Origin of the sequence: Lysinibacillus sp. NPDC093688 (assembly GCF_050280145.1) — a bacterium.
GTDB classification, from domain to species: Bacteria; Bacillota; Bacilli; order Bacillales_A; family Planococcaceae; genus Lysinibacillus; species Lysinibacillus xylanilyticus_B.
Window position 1 is genome coordinate 42,852 of record NZ_JBNNUX010000005.1, and the last position, 24,031, is coordinate 66,882.

The 24,031-nt window shown below is 37.3% G+C and carries 24 protein-coding genes, 1 other RNA gene and 1 pseudogene; 6 read left to right on the forward strand and 20 right to left on the reverse strand.

Annotated features, from left to right (window positions below; genetic code table 11):
- Positions 1 to 9: 9 nt before the first annotated feature.
- The 16 genes from eutL to ACQKN2_RS06220 all read right to left on the reverse strand — a co-directional run bounded on the left by eutL (position 10) and on the right by ACQKN2_RS06220 (position 17,199).
- Positions 10 to 660, reverse strand: a complete 651-nt coding sequence (eutL, locus tag ACQKN2_RS06145; RefSeq protein ID WP_268637816.1) for an ethanolamine utilization microcompartment protein EutL — start codon at positions 658 to 660, stop codon at positions 10 to 12.
- An 11-nt stretch (positions 661 to 671) separates the two neighbouring features.
- Positions 672 to 1,694: an ethanolamine ammonia-lyase subunit EutC gene (eutC, locus tag ACQKN2_RS06150; RefSeq protein ID WP_427414185.1), complete on the reverse strand. Its 1,023-nt coding sequence runs from the start codon at positions 1,692 to 1,694 to the stop codon at positions 672 to 674.
- 9 nt (positions 1,695 to 1,703) lie between these two features.
- Positions 1,704 to 3,074: an ethanolamine ammonia-lyase subunit EutB gene (locus ACQKN2_RS06155; protein ID WP_427414186.1), complete on the reverse strand. Its 1,371-nt coding sequence runs from the start codon at positions 3,072 to 3,074 to the stop codon at positions 1,704 to 1,706.
- Between the two features lie 5 nt (positions 3,075 to 3,079).
- The gene (locus ACQKN2_RS06160) at positions 3,080 to 4,504 is read right to left on the reverse strand and encodes an ethanolamine ammonia-lyase reactivating factor EutA (protein ID WP_427414187.1); all 1,425 of its coding nucleotides are present in this window, start codon (positions 4,502 to 4,504) and stop codon (positions 3,080 to 3,082) included.
- Positions 4,505 to 4,525: 21 nt separating this feature from the next.
- Positions 4,526 to 5,023 carry a EutP/PduV family microcompartment system protein gene (locus tag ACQKN2_RS06165; protein WP_427414188.1) on the reverse strand — a complete coding sequence of 166 codons (498 nt, stop codon included), beginning with the start codon at positions 5,021 to 5,023 and terminating at the stop codon, positions 4,526 to 4,528.
- A 10-nt stretch (positions 5,024 to 5,033) separates the two neighbouring features.
- Positions 5,034 to 5,375, reverse strand: a complete 342-nt coding sequence (eutS, locus tag ACQKN2_RS06170; RefSeq protein WP_024363381.1) for an ethanolamine utilization microcompartment protein EutS — start codon at positions 5,373 to 5,375, stop codon at positions 5,034 to 5,036.
- A complete protein-coding gene (eutH, locus tag ACQKN2_RS06175) occupies positions 5,372 to 6,634 on the reverse strand; it encodes an ethanolamine utilization protein EutH (protein ID WP_427414189.1) in 1,263 nt (420 codons plus the stop codon). Before eutH ends, eutS begins: the two co-directional genes overlap by 4 nt.
- A 296-nt stretch (positions 6,635 to 6,930) precedes the next feature.
- A complete protein-coding gene (locus ACQKN2_RS06180) occupies positions 6,931 to 7,509 on the reverse strand; it encodes an ANTAR domain-containing response regulator (protein WP_427414190.1) in 579 nt (192 codons plus the stop codon).
- A complete protein-coding gene (locus ACQKN2_RS06185; protein WP_427414191.1) occupies positions 7,502 to 8,932 on the reverse strand; it encodes a sensor histidine kinase in 1,431 nt (476 codons plus the stop codon). The genes ACQKN2_RS06180 and ACQKN2_RS06185 overlap by 8 nt, the downstream gene beginning before the upstream one ends.
- Before the next feature lie 256 nt (positions 8,933 to 9,188).
- Entirely contained in the window at positions 9,189 to 11,096 is a 1,908-nt protein-coding gene (locus tag ACQKN2_RS06190) for an ATP-dependent DNA helicase (RefSeq protein ID WP_427414192.1), read from the reverse strand.
- Between the two features lie 85 nt (positions 11,097 to 11,181).
- Positions 11,182 to 12,318 (reverse strand): THUMP domain-containing class I SAM-dependent RNA methyltransferase, encoded by a 1,137-nt coding sequence (locus tag ACQKN2_RS06195; protein WP_427414193.1) that lies wholly within the window; start codon positions 12,316 to 12,318, stop codon positions 11,182 to 11,184.
- A 3-nt stretch (positions 12,319 to 12,321) separates the two neighbouring features.
- Positions 12,322 to 14,061 (reverse strand): EAL domain-containing protein, encoded by a 1,740-nt coding sequence (locus ACQKN2_RS06200; protein ID WP_427414194.1) that lies wholly within the window; start codon positions 14,059 to 14,061, stop codon positions 12,322 to 12,324.
- Between the two features lie 465 nt (positions 14,062 to 14,526).
- An RNA gene (gene rnpB / locus ACQKN2_RS06205) (RNase P RNA component class B) lies at positions 14,527 to 14,907 on the reverse strand.
- Positions 14,908 to 14,967: 60 nt separating this feature from the next.
- On the reverse strand, positions 14,968 to 15,261 hold the full coding sequence (gpsB, locus tag ACQKN2_RS06210) for a cell division regulator GpsB (protein WP_386827947.1): 294 nt from the start codon (positions 15,259 to 15,261) through the stop codon (positions 14,968 to 14,970).
- Between the two features lie 117 nt (positions 15,262 to 15,378).
- Positions 15,379 to 16,635 (reverse strand): ribonuclease H-like domain-containing protein, encoded by a 1,257-nt coding sequence (locus ACQKN2_RS06215; RefSeq protein ID WP_427414195.1) that lies wholly within the window; start codon positions 16,633 to 16,635, stop codon positions 15,379 to 15,381.
- A 300-nt stretch (positions 16,636 to 16,935) separates the two neighbouring features.
- Complete coding sequence (locus ACQKN2_RS06220) at positions 16,936 to 17,199, reverse strand: hypothetical protein (protein WP_427414196.1); 264 nt, start codon at positions 17,197 to 17,199, stop codon at positions 16,936 to 16,938.
- Between the two features lie 335 nt (positions 17,200 to 17,534).
- Here ACQKN2_RS06220 and ACQKN2_RS06225 point away from each other — a divergent pair, with 335 nt between their 5' ends.
- The 3 genes from ACQKN2_RS06225 to ACQKN2_RS06235 all read left to right on the forward strand — a co-directional run bounded on the left by ACQKN2_RS06225 (position 17,535) and on the right by ACQKN2_RS06235 (position 19,268).
- Positions 17,535 to 18,128, forward strand: coding sequence for a hypothetical protein (locus ACQKN2_RS06225; RefSeq protein ID WP_427414197.1), 594 nt, complete (start codon positions 17,535 to 17,537; stop codon positions 18,126 to 18,128).
- Between the two features lie 254 nt (positions 18,129 to 18,382).
- On the forward strand, positions 18,383 to 18,973 hold the full coding sequence (locus tag ACQKN2_RS06230; protein ID WP_427414198.1) for a copper amine oxidase N-terminal domain-containing protein: 591 nt from the start codon (positions 18,383 to 18,385) through the stop codon (positions 18,971 to 18,973).
- Between the two features lie 91 nt (positions 18,974 to 19,064).
- A complete protein-coding gene (locus ACQKN2_RS06235) occupies positions 19,065 to 19,268 on the forward strand; it encodes a hypothetical protein (RefSeq protein ID WP_427414199.1) in 204 nt (67 codons plus the stop codon).
- A 550-nt stretch (positions 19,269 to 19,818) separates the two neighbouring features.
- Here ACQKN2_RS06235 and ACQKN2_RS06240 read toward each other — a convergent pair.
- Positions 19,819 to 20,277, reverse strand: a pseudogene (locus ACQKN2_RS06240) (Zn-binding domain-containing protein); the annotation flags it as partial.
- Positions 20,278 to 20,699: 422 nt separating this feature from the next.
- Between ACQKN2_RS06240 and ACQKN2_RS06245 the strand changes: the two are divergent.
- Complete coding sequence (locus ACQKN2_RS06245; RefSeq protein WP_427414200.1) at positions 20,700 to 21,662, forward strand: SHOCT domain-containing protein; 963 nt, start codon at positions 20,700 to 20,702, stop codon at positions 21,660 to 21,662.
- Positions 21,663 to 21,698: 36 nt separating this feature from the next.
- On the opposite strand, the gene ACQKN2_RS06250 is transcribed toward ACQKN2_RS06245, so the two are convergent.
- On the reverse strand, positions 21,699 to 21,980 hold the full coding sequence (locus ACQKN2_RS06250) for a hypothetical protein (RefSeq protein WP_427414201.1): 282 nt from the start codon (positions 21,978 to 21,980) through the stop codon (positions 21,699 to 21,701).
- Entirely contained in the window at positions 21,977 to 22,837 is an 861-nt protein-coding gene (locus ACQKN2_RS06255; protein WP_427414202.1) for a ParM/StbA family protein, read from the reverse strand. The genes ACQKN2_RS06250 and ACQKN2_RS06255 overlap by 4 nt, the downstream gene beginning before the upstream one ends.
- 208 nt (positions 22,838 to 23,045) lie before the next feature.
- Between ACQKN2_RS06255 and ACQKN2_RS06260 the strand changes: the two genes are divergently transcribed.
- A complete protein-coding gene (locus ACQKN2_RS06260; protein WP_427414203.1) occupies positions 23,046 to 23,528 on the forward strand; it encodes a hypothetical protein in 483 nt (160 codons plus the stop codon).
- Positions 23,529 to 23,540: 12 nt separating this feature from the next.
- The gene (locus ACQKN2_RS06265) at positions 23,541 to 23,726 is read left to right on the forward strand and encodes a hypothetical protein (RefSeq protein WP_427414204.1); all 186 of its coding nucleotides are present in this window, start codon (positions 23,541 to 23,543) and stop codon (positions 23,724 to 23,726) included.
- A gap of 38 nt (positions 23,727 to 23,764) precedes the next feature.
- On the opposite strand, the gene ACQKN2_RS06270 is transcribed toward ACQKN2_RS06265, so the two are convergent.
- Positions 23,765 to 23,983 (reverse strand): aconitate hydratase, encoded by a 219-nt coding sequence (locus ACQKN2_RS06270; RefSeq protein WP_427414205.1) that lies wholly within the window; start codon positions 23,981 to 23,983, stop codon positions 23,765 to 23,767.
- Positions 23,984 to 24,031: the final 48 nt, after the last annotated feature.

Consider the following 24,031-nt stretch of genomic DNA (forward strand, 5'->3'; position numbering starts at 1 on the left):
CCCTCCTTTCTAAACAACTGGATTTCTCGCTAAATTTTCAATAGCTTCTCTAAAAGCATTTGCAGCAGCTTGGCAGGAAGATTGGCTACCACTTACTAAACCGCCACCGAAATTGGTTTCAGATGGTGGACCAAAGAAAACCTTTAGCTCTACATCTGCCGCCTTTAATGCAGCATCCAAACCAACGACAGCCTCAAGTGGCGGTGCTATTAAATAGGCAAGGGCTGTTCCAACCTTAACGTTTGCTAGCTCTGCCAGATACGTACCACAGCTTGCTACAGTATGTGCAAAAAGAGCGTGGTTTTCATTTTGAAGAATAGCTTCAAAATACGTATCAAACTGAATTTTCTGCTGAATCGCATCGAAACCACTGCGAATTTCATCAGGCGAGCTACCAGCAATGATGCCAATGACCTCACCAGATAATGGCCCAGATGCGTGTGCCGCTCCAGCATAAAAGCTTTTTGCATAAACAACGTCAACATCTGCTTTTTTCGTAGCTTCGTCCAACGCTACATAGCCAACATCATCTATTGTTAGCGTTACGAGTCCAATGCTATTGTGATATGGCTTTAAATCTAATTGCTCCGCTAATTCACTATTCACTCTTGGAATGATTTGCATTGCCAAAATTTCTGCCATAATTTTTTGAGGATTCATTATTTGGCCCCCTAACCTTCTTTTGCCACAAGACCTACTCCACTTGCCTTGTAATGCAAGATTTTTTGAACGACTGTTCCTAAGTAAGCACCTGCCTCTAATGGCGGGATTCCACCTTTATGAATGTTCGAAACGACCATTCGATCAGCTTCTACTGTGCCAATTCTAGGTTGATAGCATATATAGGCACTCATTGACTCAGCAGATACAAGTCCAGGACGCTCACCAATTAAATAAACAATCACTTCTGCTTGTAAAAGCTCACCAATTTCATCCATTAGAGCAACACGCCCTTTATCAATATAGAAAGTAGTTCCTATTTCAATATTTAAATTACTAAGACTTTGCTGTAATGCTAAATAAACATCTTGCACATTTTCTTCAATCGCACTTGCACTTAATCCGTTAGACATAATGATTTGTACCTTTGGATTTTTTTCACACTTCGATTGAATAAGTATCTTTGATTCATCTGATAAACGACGACCTAAATCCGGTCTAGTAATGTATTCTTCCTTATCTGTCACTCTTGTTGTTACTTGAAAGACATCAAGCTTTTGTAGTAGCCCTTCTGTCACTTCCCCATATACTGCATCTACTGCCGCTGCATGATCGAGTCTGAACTTTAGCCAAGTTTTTGTTTTTGGTCTTGTCCCAGCTCTCCCTACACCTATTCTTGCGGGTGTATGCTTTTTAGCAGCTTGAACACTTTCAGACACTTCATCCTCTTCAAATTTAAAGGCTGTGATAGGTGCTGAAGCGTAATCATTACTTGTGCTGTAAGATGATTGTTCATGATTACTTGATCCAGGTTGAAAAAGCTTAATTAATGGTTCATTTGACCGTTCTGTTGTGCTCGGACTTGCTACTTCATCAGCATAATTACCATTAGCTTCCGAACCTTGAAGCTTAATAAGTATTTCCTTTTGGTCTACTGTTGGCACAGCCGTGTCATGAGAAGGTTCGTCCACCGCATTATTACCCATCTTTTCCATAACGAGTTGTGTAATCATCGATACTAGTTGTTCATTCAATGGACTCACCTACCTTTCAAATATAGATAAATCGCCAGCTCTTGCAGATAGACGACCATTTTCATAAATGCCCATTTTTTCTAACCACGCTAGATATTCAGGAGCTGGTTTTTTACCAAATGTTTGAAGTAATGTTGCGACATCGTGGAAGCTCATCGATTGATAGTTCAACATGATATCATCGCCCATAGGTGCAGCTATAATAAAGTTGACTCCAGCAGCTGTTAGTAAAACACTTAAATCTTCAACATCATTTTGGTCTGCCTTAATATGGTTTGTGTAACAAATATCAACGCCCATTGGGATGCCGTGCATTTTGCCCATAAAGTGATCTTCTAGTCCTGCACGTATAACCTGTTTGTTATTGTATAAATACTCAGGTCCAATAAAGCCAACAACCGTGTTCACAATATACGGATTAAAATGTCTAGCAAAACCGTAATTGCGCGATTCAAGTGTTACTTGGTCAATACCCATATGTGCCTCAGCAGATAGCTCCGAACCTTGTCCAGTTTCAAAATAGAATAAGTTAGGGCCAGTTCCTGTTCCTTGCTTTTTCACAAGCTCCTCTGCTTCTCTTATTAGGTCAGCAGAAATACCAAACGAGCGATTAGCAATTTCCGTTCCAGCAATACTTTGGAAAATCATATCGGCTGGTGCCCCTTGTTTAATGGCCTTCATTTGTGTTGTAATATGTGCTAATACACAGTTTTGTGTAGGAATCGACCACTCATTGATAAATTCCTTTGTGGCTTGCAATACTTTTTTCACACTTTCAACTGAGTCATCAACTGGGTTAATCCCTATGACCGCATCGCCAATACCATAGGACAATCCTTCTTTTAATGAGGCAATAATACCGTCAATATTATCTGTTGGATGATTCGGCTGTAATCTTGAGGAAAGTGTGCCCTTTTGTCCGATCGTAATATTACAAGTTGACAGTATTTCCACTTTATTGGCTGCATGGACGAGATCTAGATTGGACATCAGCTTTGTAACGGCCGCAATAATTTCTGAATTCATGCCCTTGCTTAATCTTTTTAATTCCCGATCGCCTGTTTCATTGGATAAAATGTATTCTCTTAGTTGTTCGATACTCCAGTTTTTAATTTCTCCATAAATTTGCTCATTGATATCACCTTCAATAATGCGTGATACTTCATCATTTTCAGAGGGAACTAAAGGATTTTCTCTTATATCCTTCACTAATAGCTCACTTAGAACGGCTTTCGCCGCAATTCGTTGCTGTACAGATTCAGCCGCAATTCCAGCTAGCTGATCCCCTGATTTTTCTTCATTAGCCTTGGCCATAACATCCTTTAATGAATTAAAATTATATTTCTCTCCACCAAATATCACCGATAGATTCACATTCATCCTCCTTACTTTGAGTGGAAAGCAAGTGTTTTTACAACGACTGGGACAACACCAGACGGTAGTACTTCCCCAATGTCAATATAATCACCTGTTTCTACTTTGATTTGATCGATGCAAATGATGGGAACTGTTCGATTGATTGCCTGTATCGTTTGCCCAATAACTTTTGCATAATCTGATTGAATGACTATGATAATTGGTATTTCCTTGGAGCTTCTCGTCGCTAAGTGCTTCAAAATAGCTTCACATAATACTCGGACATCCTGAAAGCTTAAATAGGGTAACTGACTAAAATAGAGTGCAAACGGCGAGCGATTCTCCTGTATAGAAAATAGAGCATCGGCTCGTTCAATAGCTGTTTTCACCGCATAGTCGAATTCTTTGCTGTTCGTATCCATATGGCAATCGAAAACAGGCACATTTTTTAAAGGTAATACTTCCGCATCTACCTGAATCGTTGCACCACTAATCTCAGTCGTTTGCGTACCCGCTCCAGTCACTGTTGCCCGAGCTGTTTCCTCTGGTTTTAGCCATAAAAAGGATTGTAGCTGTTCATGCTGTAAAAGACTTTTTGCCAATTTTTCGCCGATATCATCATACTGACGAATTGTACATTCATTTTCATAAATACAGGCAGCTACTCCACCTGAAAAAACGACTGCTTCAACTGGTTTATCCCAATTTGGTAAATGTCCTAGCAATAATGGATGTTGTTCGTCTGTTAATTGTCCGCTTAACGTTTTCGCTACTATATCCACCATCTCTTGGATTAGTTGGGTGACACGTACATCTTCTGCTGAATCACCAACCTTTAATGGCTTTGACCATTTCTCCATAAGTTTCATAATGGGTGGTGAAATCGATTGGACAATGCCATTCTGAAATTCTATAAGTCTTCCACCGACATGTAATGTACATGTACCCATTATTTCTCCAAACTGCATTACCGCAATGTTTGCTGTACCACCACCAATATCAATGTTCGCCATAATTTTGGCAGTATTTTTAGATAGCTGTAAGGTACCTGCGCCTTTTGCTGCAATGATACCTTCCAAATCGGGTCCGGCAGTAGCAACTAAAAAGTGACCAGCTGAATCTGCAATCGCATGAACAACTTCGCTAGCATTTTCCTTCGTTGCTGATTCGCCTGTAATGATAATGGCACCTGTTGAAATATCTGCTGGTGCAATTTGGGCCAATTGATATTGCTGAAAAATAAATTGTTCGATTTTTTCCATATCGATAATTTCTTTATTAATAAACGGTGTTTTAATAATAGGACTTTGATGCAAAACCTTTTTTTCAATAATTTCTATTCTTGGCACATGCGTTACACCTGCAACGTTTTTCAACAGAAAACTACTGACAACCATCTTTGTTGTACTTGTACCAATATCAATGCCTGCACTATAAATTTTTTCTGACTTCAACTTACTCTCCCCTCTCGCCACTTAATGGCAATACATGAGATAAGGACTATCACGATCCTTCACAAATTGACGAATTTCTTCGTCAGAATTGAGCTGAATAAGTGGCGCAATGAACTCAATACCAAGCTTTTGCCACGAAGAGGTTTTCACTACAGGACCATGCATCATGACATTTTGTAATAAAGCTGTTGCTCTTTCCACATCTGCAAGGGGTGCATCAATTTTTGTAATGACACCAATTTGTATTTTGGGAATTCCTAAGCTAAATTGCGGAGGAAAAACACTCTTTGATGACGTGGCATCCTGTAAATAAATCACATGTGTCACTTCAAGCGATGTTGCCATAATGTTTCTGTAATACATCGGATTTTCTATATATTCTCCAGGTGTATCAACAATCCAGTCATCATAAACGAGCGCCTGTGTTTTATTGGCTTGTCTATCTTTCCCCAATAACGCATTCATCAGTGTCGACTTACCTGCTTGCACACCACCTATGATCATTACTCGATTTTTCATATGGCACATCCTATGACTTAGTTATTTTTGATGGCGTATAGCCTAGCATCTCTGATAGAAAACGATTAATTTCTAACATCGCCATTTCAACCTCGGAAACACTACCAACAATAACGAGACTGCCAGTAAAGCGATCTAAAAATCCTAGTTTTACATTGGCCGCCTTTGTTGCTAAATCCCCTGCAATAATAACTGTCTCACTCGGTGTACATGTCATGATGCCCAGTGCACCTGCTTCTTGAATGCCCAGCTTTTGAAACATATCTGGATCAGGATTTGCTATTAGATGACTCAATGTTAGTTGCTTACCTGGCACAAACTCCTGAATAAACCGTTTCTTTTCTTCACTCACACGTCATCACCTCTTTCAAGATTTTTATCTGTTAGATATTCACCTTCTTTAATAATGCCTGCCTTGCGATCCTCTTGTTCTAGCCTTAGAGCTGTCGGAACAGATAGCTTATAGGCTAAAATAATTGCGATAACACCCGCTAAAAACTTACCTGCAATAACTGGTAAAATAATGGTCGGTTGGAAGTTAGCTGTAAACGATAAATGATCTCCTAGAAGGAATGCTGAACAAACTCCAAAGGCAATGTTAATGACCTTATCTTTCGGTGGCATATGTCGAACAAGTGTAAACATGGCTAAAATATTAGCAATTGTCGCTAAAATACCTGCGCTTCCTACTGACGATAAGCCTAATTTGTCACCTACTGCTTCAAGAGGTTTCGATGCATATTTTCTAATTAAGTACACCATAGGGAATGCACCCGCTAGCATAATACCGATATACCCAGCAGTTTCTAATGCCCGGAATTGATCGACTTTATCTGCCATGATCGGATCAAAGCCCCATGCACCAAAGATCTTTGTAAAAATACCTGTGAAAATTTCTACAATCGAGAACACTAGCACAAGCTTGATAGCAGCATCCATCACACGTCCAAAAATCATGAAGCCTTTGATCATGCCATTTGGAATTAGCTTAAGACCTAACGCAATTAACACTACGAAAATAAATAAAGGTAATAAATTAATTAATATTTGTAAAACTGAAATGGCAAAAACATATGTTGGTTCTGCTGTTGTACTAATCACTTCCCGAACATTTGTATTAAACGTCACAATCATGATGGAAGAAATAAATGCTCCAATCGGAATTGTTAAAACACCCGCCATAATACCTAAAGCCATATATTTATGATCACGCTTATCTAACATGGCAAGACCCATAGGAATAGAGAACACAATTGTTGCGCCAGACATAAATCCGACCACTAGAGCCATGACCCATCCTTCATAAGACTCTTTTAACGCATTTGCTAATTGGTATCCTCCCATATCTGAAGCTAAAATTGTCGTTGCTGCAATAGCTGGATCAGCACCAATTAATTCAAAAATCGGACTAATAAAATGACTTATAAACCACGTTAAGTAAGGTATAGCAGCCATGATCCCTGCAGCAGGTACAAAAATATGTCCAACCGTATGAATACCATTCATAAACTCTTTCCCGATCCCATATTCAGCATCACGAATAGCTCCGATTGCCCCTAAAACTGCACAAGTCATAATAATATAAACGATAACCGTTCCTACCATTGCCATCCTACTCATCACCCCTTTATTTTTATCTATATATCTATTTCGCCTTGGCTGGATTGTGCTGTCGCTTCGCTTTCGCATAGGTAAACAATGCGTCTAGATTTTGAATTGTGCAGGCACAATTCATTCCTTTCAAAATCCATGACATCCATCAGAGGCTTTATATTTAAGCAGCAAGTGTTGGAAACCCACTGTAAAGGAACCACAACCACATTCATCTCACCACCTATAGAGGTGGGAGCTGAGTGAAAATAAAAAAAGACGCAATAAAGAGGGAATCTCTTTAAAGCGTCTTTGCTTTAACTATTTACTTGTAAGGTATTGATAATGCGCCTTGCAATAAGCACCATTTCCTGTTGAGTCTGCATACTCTCACTGCGAATTTTTTTATAAGCTTCTTCCTCACTTAGGTTCTCTGACTGCATAAGCAAACCTTTTGCTCGTTCGATTATTTTTCGCTTTTCTAATTCTGTTTGTTTATGCAGCAATTCCCCGTTTAGACGGTTGAACTTATCAATTTGGTGAAAAGCCACTTCCAACGCTGGAAGGACATTTCTCTCAGAAAACGGTTTCATAACATAGCCTAAAATATTGTCCTGCTTCATGTACAGTAGCAATTCTTTTTCACTATAAGCTGATATAAATAGCACCGGTATACCGAGCTGCTGTTCAATAATTTTACTTGCCTTTAAACCATCTAGCTTTGGCATTTTAATGTCCATTAAGATTAACTGTGGCTTATGTGTAAAAGCCAACTCAATTGCTGATTCTCCATTATTCGCTTGTGCTACCACTTCGTAGCCGTTATCCTCTAGCATAAACTTCAAATCAATTGCAATAAGCGACTCATCTTCGACAATCATAACTTTCCTAGTCATTTAGGATAAATACCTCCTCACTTACAGGGAACTGAATTTGAGTATGTGTACCTTGTTCACTAGGGATAATTGAAAATGTGCCAGCTAAATCATATTCAACAAGCCTTGTAATAATCTCCATTCCAAATGATGCCTTCACCTCTTGCATTCCAACGCCGTTGTCAGAAATATAAAGTGAAATAGTGGAAGCATCCTGTTGAAATTGAATATCGATTGTACCTTCCTCACGACCAATAAAAGCATATTTCAATGCATTTTGCAGAAGCTCACAAATGATTAACGCGAGCGAAACAGCTTTTTTAGAATGACAAAATAACTGTACATTATCGTCATGAAAGGTTAACTGAACAGATGCTGTATTGGATGTCCCAACCATTTTATGTCCAATCTTTTTAGCCAACGCGATAACGTCTACTTTCTCTTCAGCGTTATCCTCATTTTCTAAAATAAGTTCATAAACAGATGAAATACTATATATTCGATTTAATGCCTCTTGAAAAGCATCCGCACTGGAAGCCGACAAGTCATTTCGCATTTGCAAGCGCAATAAACTTGTAACTGTTTGTAAATTATTTTTCACTCTATGGTGAATCTCCCTTATAGCGAATGTTTTCATCATTAATTCATTTTCTTTTAGCTTAAGCTCTGTAAGATCATGAATTATGAGGAGTGTCACTTTATCGTTTTGATCACGAATAGGAATTTTCTTCACAATAAAGGATTTACGATCAATTGTAATTTCTAAGAAAAAGACATCATCGCCTTTATCATAGACCTCTTGTAAAAAAGGTAAAATCTTATCCAATGCAACGTTATCAAAACGTTCCAGCCCTGATAGCTCCGATATAAATCGGTAGCCTGCAGGATTGCTATAGATTACTTTATTTTCATGATTTGTGAGAATAATTGATTCCACTAGTAAATCAGAAACTACTGGAATCGGTTGAGAATTTGGCTCTACAATATGCTCAATTAACGCAAAAGGCATATGTTGCAAATCATCTTTAGGTGTTGTTTGCATATCCACCTTTTTTTCCTGGATTAATACTGCCATAATCTGTTGTTGGTCATTAAAAAGAGGGACAACGTTTTGTTCAACCGTTATACCTTCTTGTGTTATTGCTCTAGTCATTGACGATTTTTCTTTATTTTTAAAAGCAGCAAATACTGCCGGTTCGAAGCTTTCAAAGACAAATTTGCCAATTACAGATTTTTCGTATAAGCCTCTTTCTGTTTTCGGGAATGCCTCTGCCACAACAATTGCATGCGGTAAGTTTTCCATCAAACAATCTATGAACATATAACAATCTGTCAACTCAGCATAGTACGATAATGTTGCTTCTATTTCTTTTAACTTTTCTATATCTGTTGCAGATAAGCTCGTATATTTTCGACACAACGATTGAATGTTCGACAGGCTCAAACCCCCTATCACAGAATACGCAAATGTTAAATTTGATTATTCTTAAAATTTCTTTTCATCATTATAAACCTTTTGCAAAATTATTTTCAATATAAAAAATAATTTATTTTATTAATTTTCGTTGCATTACAAAGAACTATATAGCCTAAAAGAGAAATATTCAACACTTTTTTCAAACACATCATTATCCCACGATAAAAATATTATTTCAATATATAAAAAAGCGAGAATGCATCTAGTGCAAACTCGCTTTTTTTTACTTTATTTCTGGTGTTACAGCTAAAATATTTTTAAATGTTTCACGCTGCTTTGCTTCTTCTTCATTCATTAAAATATGAATATCTCCACGGTCGTTTGAAGTACGAATTAAACGTCCCATTCCTTGCTGTAAACGAAGTTGCATAAATGGTAATTCCACTTCTTCATATGGATTTTCTGCAAATGTACGTTTCGCATCAAATAATGGATCGTGTGGAGGGAAAGGTAAATCAAAAATAATAACCCGTGTTAGTGCCTCTTCCGGCAAATCTAGACCTTCCCATAAATGATAGGAGCATAATGTTTTCATAGTGCCTTCTTGGAAATCACGAACAATTCCAGATAGTTCACGGTCCCCTTCAAACGCAACATACATTCGTTCCATAAGTGGTAGTTCTGCTTTGAAATCTAACATTGCTTGTTTTGATTTAAATAAAATTAACGTTTTTTCACCGTCGCGTAATAGCTGTTGAACCCGCGCCGTTTTTTCCTTTTGAGATAGCTCATGTAAATAAATTCGCATAACTTCTTCATAATCAAATGGAGATGGAACTGAAAACGATTGATAATCACGAATTCCTAAACTATAGGCAATATATGAAAAATCTTTATTCACTGATAAAGTTGCTGAAGAAAATATGATTGGAAGTTTTTTAGAGAATAATTTTTCTGCTAAAACTTCTGTGATGAGACGCGGCATAATGACAAGCGTTTCTTCCCCATCAGTTTCCTCTAACCAGTCAACTGCATCTCCCTGTGCTGTAAAAATACGTAAAGAAGCCTCGTATTGTTCTAAATACTCCTCCGCCATATTTAATTCATACTCTGGAATCATATACATTTCAGATTCAAAAACAAATTCCTCAAGTAATGTTTCCACATCATGAATAAGTTGTTTCCCATATTTCAATAGATTTGGCGATTTATTAATACGTTTCCGCTCTTCTTCAGAAGCGACTAGATCATCTCGTAGCTGGTCAAAAAATAGCTCATGATCATCTTGTAATTTTTCCATCGCATATAATGTACGTTCTCGCACACCATCTACCATTAAACGCTCTAACAATTGAACAATTGTTGTCGCCTGTACTTTATATGTCATTGCTTTTTGTGCAGCATATTCTAATAAATGACCTTCGTCTAGCACCATCATTGATACTTCTGGCAATAAAGCTAATTGCCCTTCACGTTCACGTGACTCCTTTGTAGCTAAATGTTCCATCAAAAAATCTTGTGAACAAATAATGAGATCCGCTGATTTACGATAATGTGCACGATGTAATGTTTGCCCACATCGATTACGTAGGTCACATACTGAACATTGCATAATCGAGTTGTAATTTACTTTTTGCCAATCTTCATCACTGACTGTTGGATAATCGCTGCGCTCACCATAAGGTTGTATGGCAATCATCGAGCCCTGTGCATATACTCCATCAGGTATAGAAAACGAAATATCATCGATCCATTCATCGGTTTCCACTTTTTCAGCTTCCTCAAAACGCTTTAAGCATAAATATTGGTCTCGTGACTTTGCTAGACGGACATCAATTTCAAGTCCTAACGTTTTTTGTAGCTTATAAATATCGCCGCCCTCTTTTACTAGCTGGTCAATTAAGGTTTCATCAGCACATGCGATAAGGGCTGGTTTACCAGTATAGCGTGCATAAGATACAGCCGGTAGTAAATAGGCAATTGTTTTACCAGTCCCTACCCCTGCCTCTGCAAAAAGCACGTTTTTCTCTTTTAGGGCCTGCTCGATTTGATAAGCCATAAAAATTTGCTCATCACGGCATTCAAAGCCCTTTTCAGGTAATTCATCGTAAAGGACGTCCCCCATCCAGTCACCTAATGACTCAAAAAATGAGCGGTCCTTCGTTAATACAAACGGTAAAGATTTACGCAATTGACGTTCCCCCTCTAACTATCTGGTCCTATTATACGCGACGAAACGGAAGATAAGAAAAAATCTTATCTTCCGTTATCGTTCGTTAATCTCTTTTAGACTTTTGTCCCCAGAACTGGTAATAATTCGTTTCAATAAAGCCATTGAATAATTTACGTTTCTTCGTCGTTTGACGACCGTACAGTTCCTCAAAGTTTTTCATTGAGGATAGCATGTACACAGACCATGTCGGATGATTTTTCATGACTTTTCCTAAATCATGAATTACCTGCTCCACGACCTCAATGTCACCAATACGCTCCCCGTATGGTGGATTACCAATCATAACACCATCTGTTAGCTGTGTTGTAAAATCACGTGCTTGCATTTGCTTGAACGTAATCATATCACCAAAGCCCGCTTCTATTGCATTTTCTTGTGCAATACTCACCATGCGATGATCGATATCAGACCCAAAAATTTCTAATGGCTGATCATAATTCGCTAAGCTATCCGCTTCATCTCGCACGGCATCCCAAATTTTTGCCTTCATCCATGGCCAATTCTCTGAAATAAATTCACGATTATAGCCCGGTGCAATATTTTGTCCAAGCATTGCTGCTTCTAATGCAATTGTGCCAGAACCACAAAATGGATCGACGAACGGTCGACTCGGATTCCACTTTGAAATTTGTACGAGTGCCGCTGCTAATGTTTCTTTTAATGGTGCTTCGCCCTGCGCTTGACGATAACCACGCTTATGCAAGCCCGCACCCGATGTATCAATAGTAAGTGTAGCCACATCTTTTAAAATTGAAACTTCAATTTTATAGGTTGCACCGGATTCATCTAAAAATCCTAAACGCTTATAATGCTGTTTCATGCGCTCTACAATTGCTTTTTTAGTAATAGCCTGACAATCTGGCACACTAAATAATTTGGATTTAACAGACTTCCCCGATACTGGGAAAGCTGCATCAACGGGTAAGTATTTTTCCCAAGGTAGAGCTTTTACACTTTCAAACAACTGTTCAAAAGATTTAGCCGGAAACTGACCTACAACAATTTTTACTCGGTCTGCTACACGTAGCCATAAGTTTGTTCGGGCAATGGCCGTTTCGTCACCTTCAAAATACACTTTACCGTTTTCGACTGTTGTTTCATAGCCTAGAGCCTTTACCTCTTGTGCCACAATCGACTCTAATCCCATTGCAGCAGTTGCTACTAATTTATAATTTGCCATACACTAATTCCTTCCTTGATGTTCAATTCCCCAATACTCCAGAAACTTCAGAAGTTCATGGAGTGGTAAAGGTTTACTGTAATAATAGCCTTGGATTATATCACAGTTCATTTTACGTAGTATATCCACTTGTTGTGCTTGTTCTACACCTTCAGCAACAACTTTCATTTTTAAGCGATGCGACATTTGAATTATCGCATCCACTACTGCCTGTTTCTCTTCGAGTGAGCCAATATGCTGTATAAAGCTTCGATCGATTTTTAAATAATCAAGGGGGAAACGAACTAAATAACTAAGAGACGAATAGCCTGTCCCAAAATCGTCAATAGAAATCTTAAAGCCCATTTTCTTGAGCCGCTCAAGCTTGCTAACCGTTTCATTTGCGCTATTCATCACTGTTCGTTCTGTAACTTCGATTTCAAAATTGTTAGCAGGTGTGTTGTAACGCTCTAATATCGCTTGAACAGAGTCTAAAAAGTTTTGTTGCTTAAAGTGAATGCTGGAAATATTGATGGCAACTGGAGTCTTATAGCCAGATTGACGCATCTCTATAACTGCTTCACAAGCTTTTTCTATAATTACCTCGCTTAAAGGTATGATTAATCCTGTTTCCTCTGCATAAGGAATAAATTCTGCTGGAGAGACAAATCCTAGACTTTCACTTTTCCATCGAATAAGTGCCTCTACTCCTTGTATCTCTCCATTTTCCATAGATATTTTAGGTTGGAAGTGCAACTCAAATTCCCGGCTTTCAATGGCTCTCCGTAGTTCCGAATCTAATATTAAAACACGCTGAGAGTCCGTCTTCAATTCATCAAAATAAAATGCATAGTCGTTAAGGCCATTCTTTTTTGAATAACTCATCGCCTTGTCAGCACAATGAATCAATTGCTCTGTTGTTTCACCATCTATTGGATACATACTGATACCAATACTTGTAGAAATAAAAATATCTTGACCATTAATATCCAAAGGCTGTTCAATAATCCCTATAATTTGTTCAGCAAAATTGGCAGCTTCTTTAGCATTTTTTACGTTTGTCAACGTAATAATAAACTCATCACCGCCATATCTAGCAATGATATCTTTATTTTTCAACAATGTTTTTAAGCGCTTTGCTACTTCTACTAAAATGGTATCTCCAACAGCATGACCTAACGTATCATTAATTTGCTTAAATCGATCTAAGTCTAAAAAATAGACTGCGTGCTGTACTGAATGAGAGATAGCAGAAGTTGATTCTAATAGATTATCCATTCTGTCAATATAAGCAAATCGATTTGATACTTCCGTTAATGAGTCAGTTAACAAACGCTTTTCTAGTTCATTTTCTACGAACTTCCTTTCAGACAAATCTGAGAAAATGCCACAATAATTTGTAATCTCTCCCTCATCGTTGGCTACCTCTACAATTGATAACCATTCTGGATATACGTCTCCGGTTTTACGACGATTCCATATTTCCCCCTGCCAATTGCCTTCTTGTCGTATCTCTTGCCACATATCTAAATAAAATTGCAATTCATGTACACCTGACTGGAGAACGGCTGGCGTTTTTCCAATCACTTCATCACGCTTATAGCCAGTTACAAATTCAAATGCAGGATTGACCAATTCTATTCTTTTATCTTTATCCGTGATCATGATGCCTTCAGATACATTTTCGAAGATTTTTGTCATTAAGGCAGTAGGATACTTGGAAATCGAATTTAGCTTCTCCAGATTATCGTTCACTCGGCTCATGATTCTGCTCCATCCTATCTCTCTTTACTACCCTCAATTTTTTAGAAAAGCGCTTTTGCGCCAGTCTACTCGTATGTAGACAATATGTACATCGTTGCGATAACAGTTTAACTTCTTTCAGCAATTGTTTTCTGTGGCGAAAGCGAAGCGTCAGCTACAGTAGTCTCCCACCTCTATAGGTGGTGAGTTGAATGCTGATTTAAGCTACTTTTCAGCGTGTGTCCAAACACCCTCTGAAATAGAGGAACTCAGTCTAAGAACGCCTCGTCCTGTGGCAATAACGAAATGACCGACATCGTGTCGGCCCTCGTACAGGCATGACCAACAGAGTACAGCCTTATTCTCAAACGTATATCGCGCATGTCTAGACATGCTTTAAAAGTAACTTTTTCTTACTATAGTCAAAAGAAAAGCTCTCCACCAAATTGGAGAGCGCTTGTCATTTCATAAATAAGCATCAAAAAATTCCATAAGCCATGTTTTGTTCCCGAGTACTCAAACAGCTATCGCCTCGTACGGCCGGGTAGTAATCATCTATCTACAGAGCGAACTCTGTCCCTCTATCCGTTCAATTCCTTTTAGAGAGTGCCCCTACCATAATTTGGGTTTCTCACTCGTGGGGTTTACCTCGTTCCACCTTGCATGTTTCCAAGCAAGCTACGTCACTGTGGCACTTTCAGGAAGTTTCAACCATATCCTTAAGACTTAGGTTTTCCTTCCGCCGTCAGCTTTTACAGCTGCCTTACCTTATTTTTTCAGTAAGCACGAACACTACGGTCATCTCAGAACCGTGCGAGCATGGACTTTCCTCTACGACGTCTAGCGCCGCAGCGATTACCAGAATTTCATGATGATAAAAAGATTATACTAGAGTTTTATGATAAATACAACATAATTAACGAAAATTTATTCGTACAACTTACTACCAAAGACGTGTTTCTCTAAATTAGAAAGACGTTTTAAAATATCAAAGTTTGTCGTACCAGCTGTCGATGCGACAGGTTGTCTCTTAGGAGTATTATCAATTTCTTCTTTTAACTGTTTATTTTCTTCACGAAGTTGGGCCACCGCTTTTTCGAACGTTTCATAGTCTTGTATTATCTCATCAAGAAATGAATCGACTTCTTCTACATTGTAGCCTTTAAAGTTTTTCTTAAATTCCTTTTCAAGGATCATTTTTGACGTTAATTTAATATCCATTCACATCGCCCTTCCTCACACTACGTCGTTTCATTATATCACACTTCATCACATTATATCGTCTGAAAACATCAAATGTAAGGCTAAACTTGTCGTTTCTTGCGCTTACCTGGGAAATTATTTCTTATTTCCTAACCTGAGTAACCTCTTTTCCCAAGAAATTTCCCATTTTTGCTTTTGTTCTGCTCTCCATTGCTCATTCTTCTTAATTAATTTTATACCCTCTTGCGTATAATAAAGGGCCTGGTCATAATCTTTCATTTGATGCTCATATATCATAGCGAGCTGTTCTAATACATGCAACTTTTTTCGTTGATCTACGAAATGTAGCGAAGCTACAAATGCATCGATTGCTTCACTAAACTTTTTATTTCTTTTATGCTGTAACGCCAAATAATATTGTGCATTTCCTGCTTCTAGTGCATCAAATTGGGTCGTAACCTTTTCTAAAACCTTTACGCTCTGCGAACTCTCTTTTAAATCTGCATACCATTTGCCGATATTTGTAAATGTTTTTGCCGATTCTTCACTCGGCTCTTCAAATAGCAAATTTGTAGAATGGACATAAAGCGTAATTAGTGAAAGTAAATCCCATTCATTATGAAGAAGGACTTTCATCAGTGCATCTGGAACACCGCTTTTGACGGCATCTAAATAAATAATAGGTGCAAGATATCCAGGTATATCCCCAATACGGGAAAAGCCAAGCTTCTCTTCTTCAACAGATGTTAATTTCATTCGTTCCATATCATTTTTCCATAAACGCTTTGAACTATGCAACAAATCGATTTGTCGCTGTGTACGTAGCTTAGGTAATTCTTTTTGGTGGAGCGTCCAACGTGTTTCAAGTTGCGGCCAATCAAAGCTTTTTCCATTGTAAGTAACAACTGTCGCTGTTTTTTGCCAAAGCTTTGATTCAAAAAGTAACGCTGCCTCATGTGCTGGATCCGCTAAAATATATTGAGTTAAAATAAAACTTTCATCTTCCTCTGACAATTCTAAAAAGCCTAAAAGAAAAATTTGTGTACCTACACCTTTTAAGCCAGTCGTTTCCGTATCAAAAAACAATACTTTTTCATTCATTTCTAACGCATATGGATGTTCGAACTTTGCCTCTTGCCATTTTACTAATGCATCAAAAAATGACTGCAATTTATAATGACCATGCTGATAACTAAATGGATAACGCACCTGTCGTTTAAAAACAATACCGAATTCATTTTTTACAACTGTCAGTCCCGCCTTTTCCCACTGCTCTGTATAGCTTGGGGGCACAGGTTTTTGAAAAGCAGGTTTATCCTCTTTTTTTATAGTTGTTGTCGTTTTTTTTCCGAGCATTTTTTTCATTTGTAAAATTTTATTTTCGTAAGACATTACCTTCACTCATTTTCTCCATATTAATTATGCCTCGGCAGAATTGCGTCTGGAATCAGCTTTGTGCTTAGGCCTGCACGAGGGCCGACACGATGTCGGTCATTTCGGTAATGCCACAGGACGTGGCGTTTTTACCGATGCAGGTCAGTTAGCCGTTATCGCATGGATGCGATGATTTTAGGCTAACATCCCCTAAGAACTCCTTTCTGATTCCATGACATCCGCCGGGGGCTTTGGGCCAACAGATGTTTTTTGCGCGAAAGCGTAGTGCTAACGTAGCGGCAGCAGCACCGATGTTGGTCACTCAGTCGTCGCCACAGGACATGGCGCTCTTAGACTGAGTTCCTCTATTTCAGCAAGTGTTTTTTGTAGCGAAAGCGAAGCGTCAGCTGCAGGTGTTTGGACACCCGTTGAAAAGTAGCTTAAATCCGCATTCATCTCACCACCTATAGAGGTGGGAGACTTCTGTACCTGTCGTTGCACTTTCGGTACATAAAATATTTGCTGAAAGAAGTTAAAATTGCTAAAACTTATAGTATTTTTTTCTTCACTTACTGTAATCATAACGCATCTTTTAGCTTCTGCACAAAGAGAAGGTAAAAGTAGAAAAGCTAGTCGAGTGTTCTTGTCACTTTTCATTCGTTTCAGAGCAGCTTTCCGCGGATAAATTTAAATGGCTATATATATGAAGCCTCAGTGGATGATGATTGATTATACGGTACAGTTAGGATGTATTATAATACAATAAATAATTATAAATTGGAATATAGTGAAATTGTCTCTAATGCTGTTCACGAAATTGGACACTTCTAGATCAATTATTCCTCGGCATAATTGCATCCACATCATAGGAAAAGAAAGAATTAATGAAGAAATGGGGAAATTAAGGAGGTTTTAGTATGCTGAACACTTCTTCGAAACGTGTTATCACACTAACAGTTGTTGCACTCATAATCTTTTTATCTTTGTTATTAATAATGAATATTAAAAAACCGCTTCCAGTGGTTCAGGTAGACGCAAATGAAATTACATTTGACACTCCTGAAAAGTTGGATGCTGCTGCAGATCTCATTATTATCGCATCTCCATCTAAAGATTTTATGGACCGTGAACACAAGGTAACATTTTTTGATGACGGTACGATTGAAGACTACTATACTTTAACAGAAGTCCAAGTTGATAAAATTATTAAAGCACCTGACAACTTTAATCTTCCTAAAAATAATTCTTTCAGTATTATTGAACCCGTTGGAATTGTAGAGCGAAGTACAGGGAAGAGAAAGTTAGTCACTAATAATTATGCGGAGCTCAAGGAAAAAAGTTCTTACATTATGTTTTTACAACAAAACTCAATGGGACAGTACGGAATAATTAATAATAATTTAGGTAAATTTAACTTAGATAATAAAGATCCTTTAGATATTGGAGAAAAAAAATCATCAGATGCTAAGAAGTTTAAAGATGATGTTCTCCGAAAATATTCTATTGACTAGATAAATCCCCCAATAAAATAAAAGATTAAAGCCTAGGCTTAAAAAATTAATTGAGTACCTGAGCTTTTAAGATTAATAGATAACTATTATTTTGTTATCTATTTTCTTTTTTCAAATACGAGAACGATAACTTTGATTAAATCATTGCTTAAACGATCTATTCCACATGAAAACCAATATTTGCACTAAAATCATGTTAATATAATCCATTTAGTAGTATAATAATTCCATATTTTATTAATAGGAGGATATTCATGAAGAAATTAGTTTTATTTATTACAATGTTGTCTTTGTTTATGGCGACATCCTTAACAGCCGATGCACACCCAGGTCGTCTTGATAGTAACGGTGGTCATAACTGTTCTAAAAAGTCTCAAGACAAAGGTCTTTGCTCAGGTTATCATTATCATACTAAAAGCAACGAGGCAGCACCTTCTACCAATACAAGTCACAAAAAACCAACATATCAAAGTACACCAGAGCCAGTGCTTACAACTGTAGATGTATATATCAATAATGTTAAGCAAAATTACAACCCAAGTGCTTATATTAAAAACGGAACAACTTTAGTTCCTATGAAAGCTATTTTTGTATCACTTGGTGCAACTGTTTCTTATGACAATGCAACAAAAAAAGTGACTGCATACAAAGATAATAAAAAAATTGACATTGGCGTTGGAAATAAAAACGCTTATGTTAATTCAAACGGCACTTCAACTACAATTAAATTAAATCATGCAGCTGAAATTTATAAAGGAACAACTATGGTGCCTTTACGTTTTGTAAGCGAAGCACTAGGTGCAAATATTACGTTTGATGACGCTGTATTTATTACAACAAAGTAATTAGTTTGAATTGCATGGGGAGTACGCAATGACACTTACTGGGTTGATTCTTCATTGTAATTATATTAACTAACGAAAGAAGGTTATTTTAGTGGCAATTGAAGGTTTATTTGGTCTAATCATTGAACCAGTCTTATGGTCACTAGTGGTTTTTTTTGCCTTACAGACAATTATTGCTACCTTCAATAATGTTGATACAAAAGCAAAAAAATATGCAATCGTCACTAGTGTCTTAGTGTTTTTATTAGTTATATCAGATGATATTATGAGAATGATTGATATTATGAGAATGTAGTAGACAAACCCAAAGAAATTTAAAATTGTCTACAAACTGAACCCAGGTACTCATTTAAATACCTGGGTTTCATTTATTTAGATATTCACTAATTAATTCTTCTACATTCGTTTTTAGAGCTTGCTTTGCAAAACGTAGCACTTCATCTACTCTAGCTGTTTCTATCCAATCTACTCAGGAGATGGTGGAAGAAAGATTACTAGAAAAAATCAAGAGCACGTTATGATGCTTGTCAAAAATACCTGAATGAGCATCCGGGTACTACATTACATCGACTTTCCGAAATTACTCATTCAAATGTTTCAACTCTTGAATCAGATCAGAGACGATTCGGGAAATTTAAAAATGTAGCTCTAGCAAAAGGTAGTAATGCACTGAGAACAGAAAGACTTAAGTTACTACGTTCGACTTTGAAAAAACACCCAGACGCTTCTGGACGTCAACTAGAAGAAATTACAGGGATTAACCGAAAGATGATTTATAAATTAATCAAAGAAGAGGGCTTGATGGAATAGTACTAGACTTTTCCTCTCATGCCCTCTTTTTATCTCTAATTTAAAATCCGAAGTAACTCTATTACTTTTTTCTTCGCTTGTTCCAAGCTATCCTGTGCCCCTATACACGATGGGCAACCGGATTCACAAGCACAGCCTGCTACATGCTCCAATGTCTTAGTCAATAAATCTTCCCATAAATCATATACCTTTTCACTTAATCCAATACCACCAGGATACTTATCATAAACAAAAAATGTCGGTTGCTCATTATGAGTTGCCTTTACCTGTGGGACAACTGCTACATCGCTACTATCACATTGAATAAACAAAGGTATGAACGCATTCATCGCATAGGCAGCTCCAGTCATGGCGTCCGTAAGCTCTGCCTCCGACCATTTTTCTAACGCAGAGAATGATAGCCACGATGAATTTGTATGCATTTCATCTGGTGGTAAATGAATAGGGCCAGAACCGATATTATCGTGTGTACCGAAGCGTATTTTATTTAACATCAGTAAAACACCATGAAATTATAGTTAAGTCTCCATCGCTATTATTAGCTCGAACGACAGGTAGGGGGGCAACAAATTTGCGCTCATGTATATAGTATATGTGTATTAGGCGTATTAGGTATATATTATATACGTTATATACACCTATATTATATAAATACACTCAATAGATATTATTTGTTTACTTTGTTTACTTATATAAGAGAATCCTTTGACCACAAGGGTTAAGTATACAAAGAAACGGCAACAAAGACTGTTTACCCTCGTTGCCTCTGTTTACCTACTTTAGCACTTTAAAGCATTAACATTCGTTGCCTTTTTGGAGTTTGTTGCCCCTAATTTCTTACGTTTGTTTACCCTAACATCTGTAAAAAGTGGTATAGTTTAAGCGTGTAGATACAGATGTGAAAGGTGGATATTCGATGTACGCGATAGAACAAATAAAAGAATACTTAAAGCCTGAAGGCCGACTCGTGTTAAGTAACCTAAAGAAAGAAATTAAAATGATAGGTGAACAAGTACAAGAAGACGAAATTGTTGAAAATGCTGGAATAGCCGTTCGCGGATTAGGCGGATTAAAACAGTATTTAGCTGTACTTACATCAAATAGATTATTAACTACAGATAAGCAAAAAAACTTCTTATCCTATGATTTAGGTAAGATTAGTAATATAAATTTCAACAAAAAATTAACTACTACTGAAATGGGTTTCACTTATGATAATAAAGAACATGCACTAAGTTTTAACAATGTTGATTTAAGCTTAGCTTTCTTATCTGAAATACAAAATGCTTTAGGGATTCTTCCTCCTTCACAAGTTGAAACTGAAGAAAGGAAAATAGTTCGTGTTATGAAACCAATTAAGATGAGTATTGAAATCCTAAACGGAAAAGAGCAATTAAAAGATCAAGGCAGTGTTTTTAAATTGTCACAAACAAAACCTGGTACTATTGAGATTTCGGTTAATAATCTATCACCCGAAACATTTAAATTAGTCAAATGGGAACGTGTCGAGAACATTCAAAAGAGCGCTTTCGACATTGCAGGATGGTCTTTAATCGGTAGTACATTGGGTAATGCGGGTTCAATCGCAGGTGCTATGGGCGCTAATATCGGGAAGGATAAATCGGTCGCCACCCTTTTCCTAAAGCGTGAAAACGACGAAAAAGTACCTTTAGTTATTAAATGTGATAAGAAGGATTTAGAGAAACTCTCACTATTAATAGTTGCTGAAGAGGAAGAGTCTACACAGACATCTGTCACTCCCTCTCCTTCATCAGCAATTCCCACTGATGAGCTAATTAAGTTAAAAGAGCTTATGGATGCCGGCATTGTAACTCAAGAAGAATTCGATGCTAAGAAGAAACAGCTATTAGGAATTTAAAATGAAAAACCACTCAATTTTGAGTGGTTTCTTTTCTTATATAAAGCTGCTCATTGCTTCTTTTGTCTCAATAGAATACGTTTCTTCCTCATGTATTATAGGCTCATTTCGATCTATCCTTATTTCATTTCCTGTACTTCTTTTACTTTCCATACTCCGTTTCATATCTTCTTCAATCAGCCTCTTAACTTCCTTACTAAAATTTATTGGTTTGCCTGTTAGTGGGTTGATTCGTTCAACATGTTTCAATAGTTCCAGTTCGTGCTCATCATTGATGTTAAAGCTAACTGGCTTATTTTTCCTACCTTCATTACTCATCCAAATGCCCCCTTCGCTATTTCGTAAAATCCAACGGCATTTGCAAAGACAGGATGTAATGTTGTCACCCCATTTCCTCGCGCAATTGTTGGATTAATGATTTCTGCATTAATGTAATGTTCTGCAATGTATGATGCTATTCCTTCTGTAATACCTCCACAAATTAAGGTTTTATCGTCTTTATCCCATTTTAGTTTAGTTGTATTACGAATGATTCCTCTTGCTATCTTTTGTAGATCATCCTTATTTGCTACCGTTTCAACCCCAAAGTTAAATGTAGTGCTGGCGTTGTTAATGTGCCTTTTATCTATGATTGTGGCAGCATTAACAGTTCCACTCCCTATATCAATCACACGTACTATCCCATCACTAGGACGCACCCAAAACGCTCCACTTCCTTCAGGTGCAACGGCCACTTGTTCTATAGATACTTTTCTGCTTTTGCCATTCATCTTTATTTCATGATTCCCTTTTAACATTTCAATAATAGACTCTTTTTCCGCTTTTTTATGCCTTTTAATCGGCTGTCCTGTTACAAAACTAACCTTCTCTATGTGTGGGCAGTATCGACCTAAGTAGCGATGTATAGCTAATAAGACCCTTATTTTTGTGTCCTCATGCGCTTTACTATCTCCATACCTGGTACCATCTCCAAACTCATCCTCAAACTGAGCTATGGTTCCTGCAAATCCTTTACGATCATCCACTTCAAATTCCATGTCATCTGGTCCAAACGATTCCTCCACATCACGCTCAAACCAATCGCAAATGTTCGTTTTAAATGAATCGACTCCAAATGGCCCCACTACCTTTGCTTTGTGATTCCCTGCATCAATCCCTAAAATAATTCTATTCAATAGAATCCCCTTTCGTTTTGTATTACAAATGTATTACATTTTATAACTTAACAAGGTGGATTATTACAATTGTAATAAATATTTTTATCGTGGTTCTTTTCCGAAAACGGCTCACGTATACCTACATTAAGTCTAGGAATCGATTAAAGTTAGGATTAATTCCTAGGGATACGCTTTTAAAAGGTACGGGGAGGAGGAAATTTTTTCGATGGGGAGCAGGAGAATCACTCGCTCAGACAAAAAAGTTGATGTGAAACCCACTATCTCGGAGTCCTTGAAAACCACCTTATACAAATTTGCAGAAATATGCGATGAACCTGTAAAAGATGTTGCCGAAAAATTGTGTAACAGTGGTGCCGTATCGGAGATCATCATTGAAGAAATAAGAAAGTGGTTTAGGAGAGATTATCGATGGAATAATACAATCACAATGGGCTATCCAGAAAGACCGAAATTAAGGATAACGGTTCAGCCTAACAAAGGCAAAGTGACAATCAAATTTAAACAGCGAGATTTCGACCAATTGAGTGTGCTGGCTTTCTCTCTCGATATAACACCAACCACCACTGCAGCAGTACTTATCCGTGTGACTCTAGGTAATAAGAAGTTCATGCAATGGTACTTGTCCGAGTTTCTGCGCAATCTAGATGAAATGAAGATTCGTGAGATTTATCGATTACTAAAATTATGAAGGAGATGACTCATGGATATAATTAATTTTGTTGGCTGTATGGTAAGTGGTGGGATAATTATCTTATATGTTATGGAAAAAGCCGGAAGAGTAGTGCGTATCATAAAGTTTATGTTTGAGGAGCAGATTGACGAGGCTATAACCGTTGCACAGAAAGTCGTTCCCAAAAAGAAAAAACATGATGAAATAGAGGTTTAATAAAAATAGACCAGGGCTCACTTTTTATGAGCGCCTGGTCATTTATTTATATGAATTAAAAGCAATCCTTCAACTTGTTTTTTCAATGCTTGATTAGCATATCGTAATATTTGATCTTCGCCAGGCGTTACAACAGTCAAGTCGCTGAAATACTCGTCAACTTTTTCCCACTTCACAATTTTTATTTTATCCTTTGCTAAATCTCTTTTGATGTTGTAATGTTCGCTAGTTATAGCTTTTAATAGTTTTTCAATCATCTGCATATATACCTTACACATTTTTAGATTTTCTATAACTGAAAAATC

Bases quoted from the DNA above. Each gene is read 5' to 3' on its own strand.
- eutL (WP_268637816.1), bottom strand. From the start codon at position 660: ATGAATCCTCAAAAAATTATGGCAGAAATTTTGGCAATGCAAATCATT.
- ACQKN2_RS06155 (WP_427414186.1), bottom strand. From the start codon at position 3,074: ATGAATGTGAATCTATCGGTGATATTTGGTGGAGAGAAATATAATTTT.
- ACQKN2_RS06165 (WP_427414188.1), bottom strand. From the start codon at position 5,023: ATGAAAAATCGAGTAATGATCATAGGTGGTGTGCAAGCAGGTAAGTCG.
- eutH (WP_427414189.1), bottom strand. From the start codon at position 6,634: ATGGCAATGGTAGGAACGGTTATCGTTTATATTATTATGACTTGTGCA.
- ACQKN2_RS06180 (WP_427414190.1), bottom strand. From the start codon at position 7,509: ATGACTAGGAAAGTTATGATTGTCGAAGATGAGTCGCTTATTGCAATT.
- ACQKN2_RS06195 (WP_427414193.1), bottom strand. From the start codon at position 12,318: ATGGCAAATTATAAATTAGTAGCAACTGCTGCAATGGGATTAGAGTCG.
- ACQKN2_RS06200 (WP_427414194.1), bottom strand. From the start codon at position 14,061: ATGAGCCGAGTGAACGATAATCTGGAGAAGCTAAATTCGATTTCCAAG.
- gpsB (WP_386827947.1), bottom strand. From the start codon at position 15,261: ATGGATATTAAATTAACGTCAAAAATGATCCTTGAAAAGGAATTTAAG.
- ACQKN2_RS06215 (WP_427414195.1), bottom strand. From the start codon at position 16,635: ATGTCTTACGAAAATAAAATTTTACAAATGAAAAAAATGCTCGGAAAA.
- ACQKN2_RS06220 (WP_427414196.1), bottom strand. From the start codon at position 17,199: ATGATTACAGTAAGTGAAGAAAAAAATACTATAAGTTTTAGCAATTTT.
- ACQKN2_RS06225 (WP_427414197.1), top strand. From the start codon at position 17,535: ATGCTGAACACTTCTTCGAAACGTGTTATCACACTAACAGTTGTTGCA.
- ACQKN2_RS06230 (WP_427414198.1), top strand. From the start codon at position 18,383: ATGAAGAAATTAGTTTTATTTATTACAATGTTGTCTTTGTTTATGGCG.
- ACQKN2_RS06245 (WP_427414200.1), top strand. From the start codon at position 20,700: ATGTACGCGATAGAACAAATAAAAGAATACTTAAAGCCTGAAGGCCGA.
- ACQKN2_RS06250 (WP_427414201.1), bottom strand. From the start codon at position 21,980: ATGAGTAATGAAGGTAGGAAAAATAAGCCAGTTAGCTTTAACATCAAT.
- ACQKN2_RS06260 (WP_427414203.1), top strand. From the start codon at position 23,046: ATGGGGAGCAGGAGAATCACTCGCTCAGACAAAAAAGTTGATGTGAAA.
- ACQKN2_RS06265 (WP_427414204.1), top strand. From the start codon at position 23,541: ATGGATATAATTAATTTTGTTGGCTGTATGGTAAGTGGTGGGATAATT.
- ACQKN2_RS06270 (WP_427414205.1), bottom strand. From the start codon at position 23,983: ATGATTGAAAAACTATTAAAAGCTATAACTAGCGAACATTACAACATC.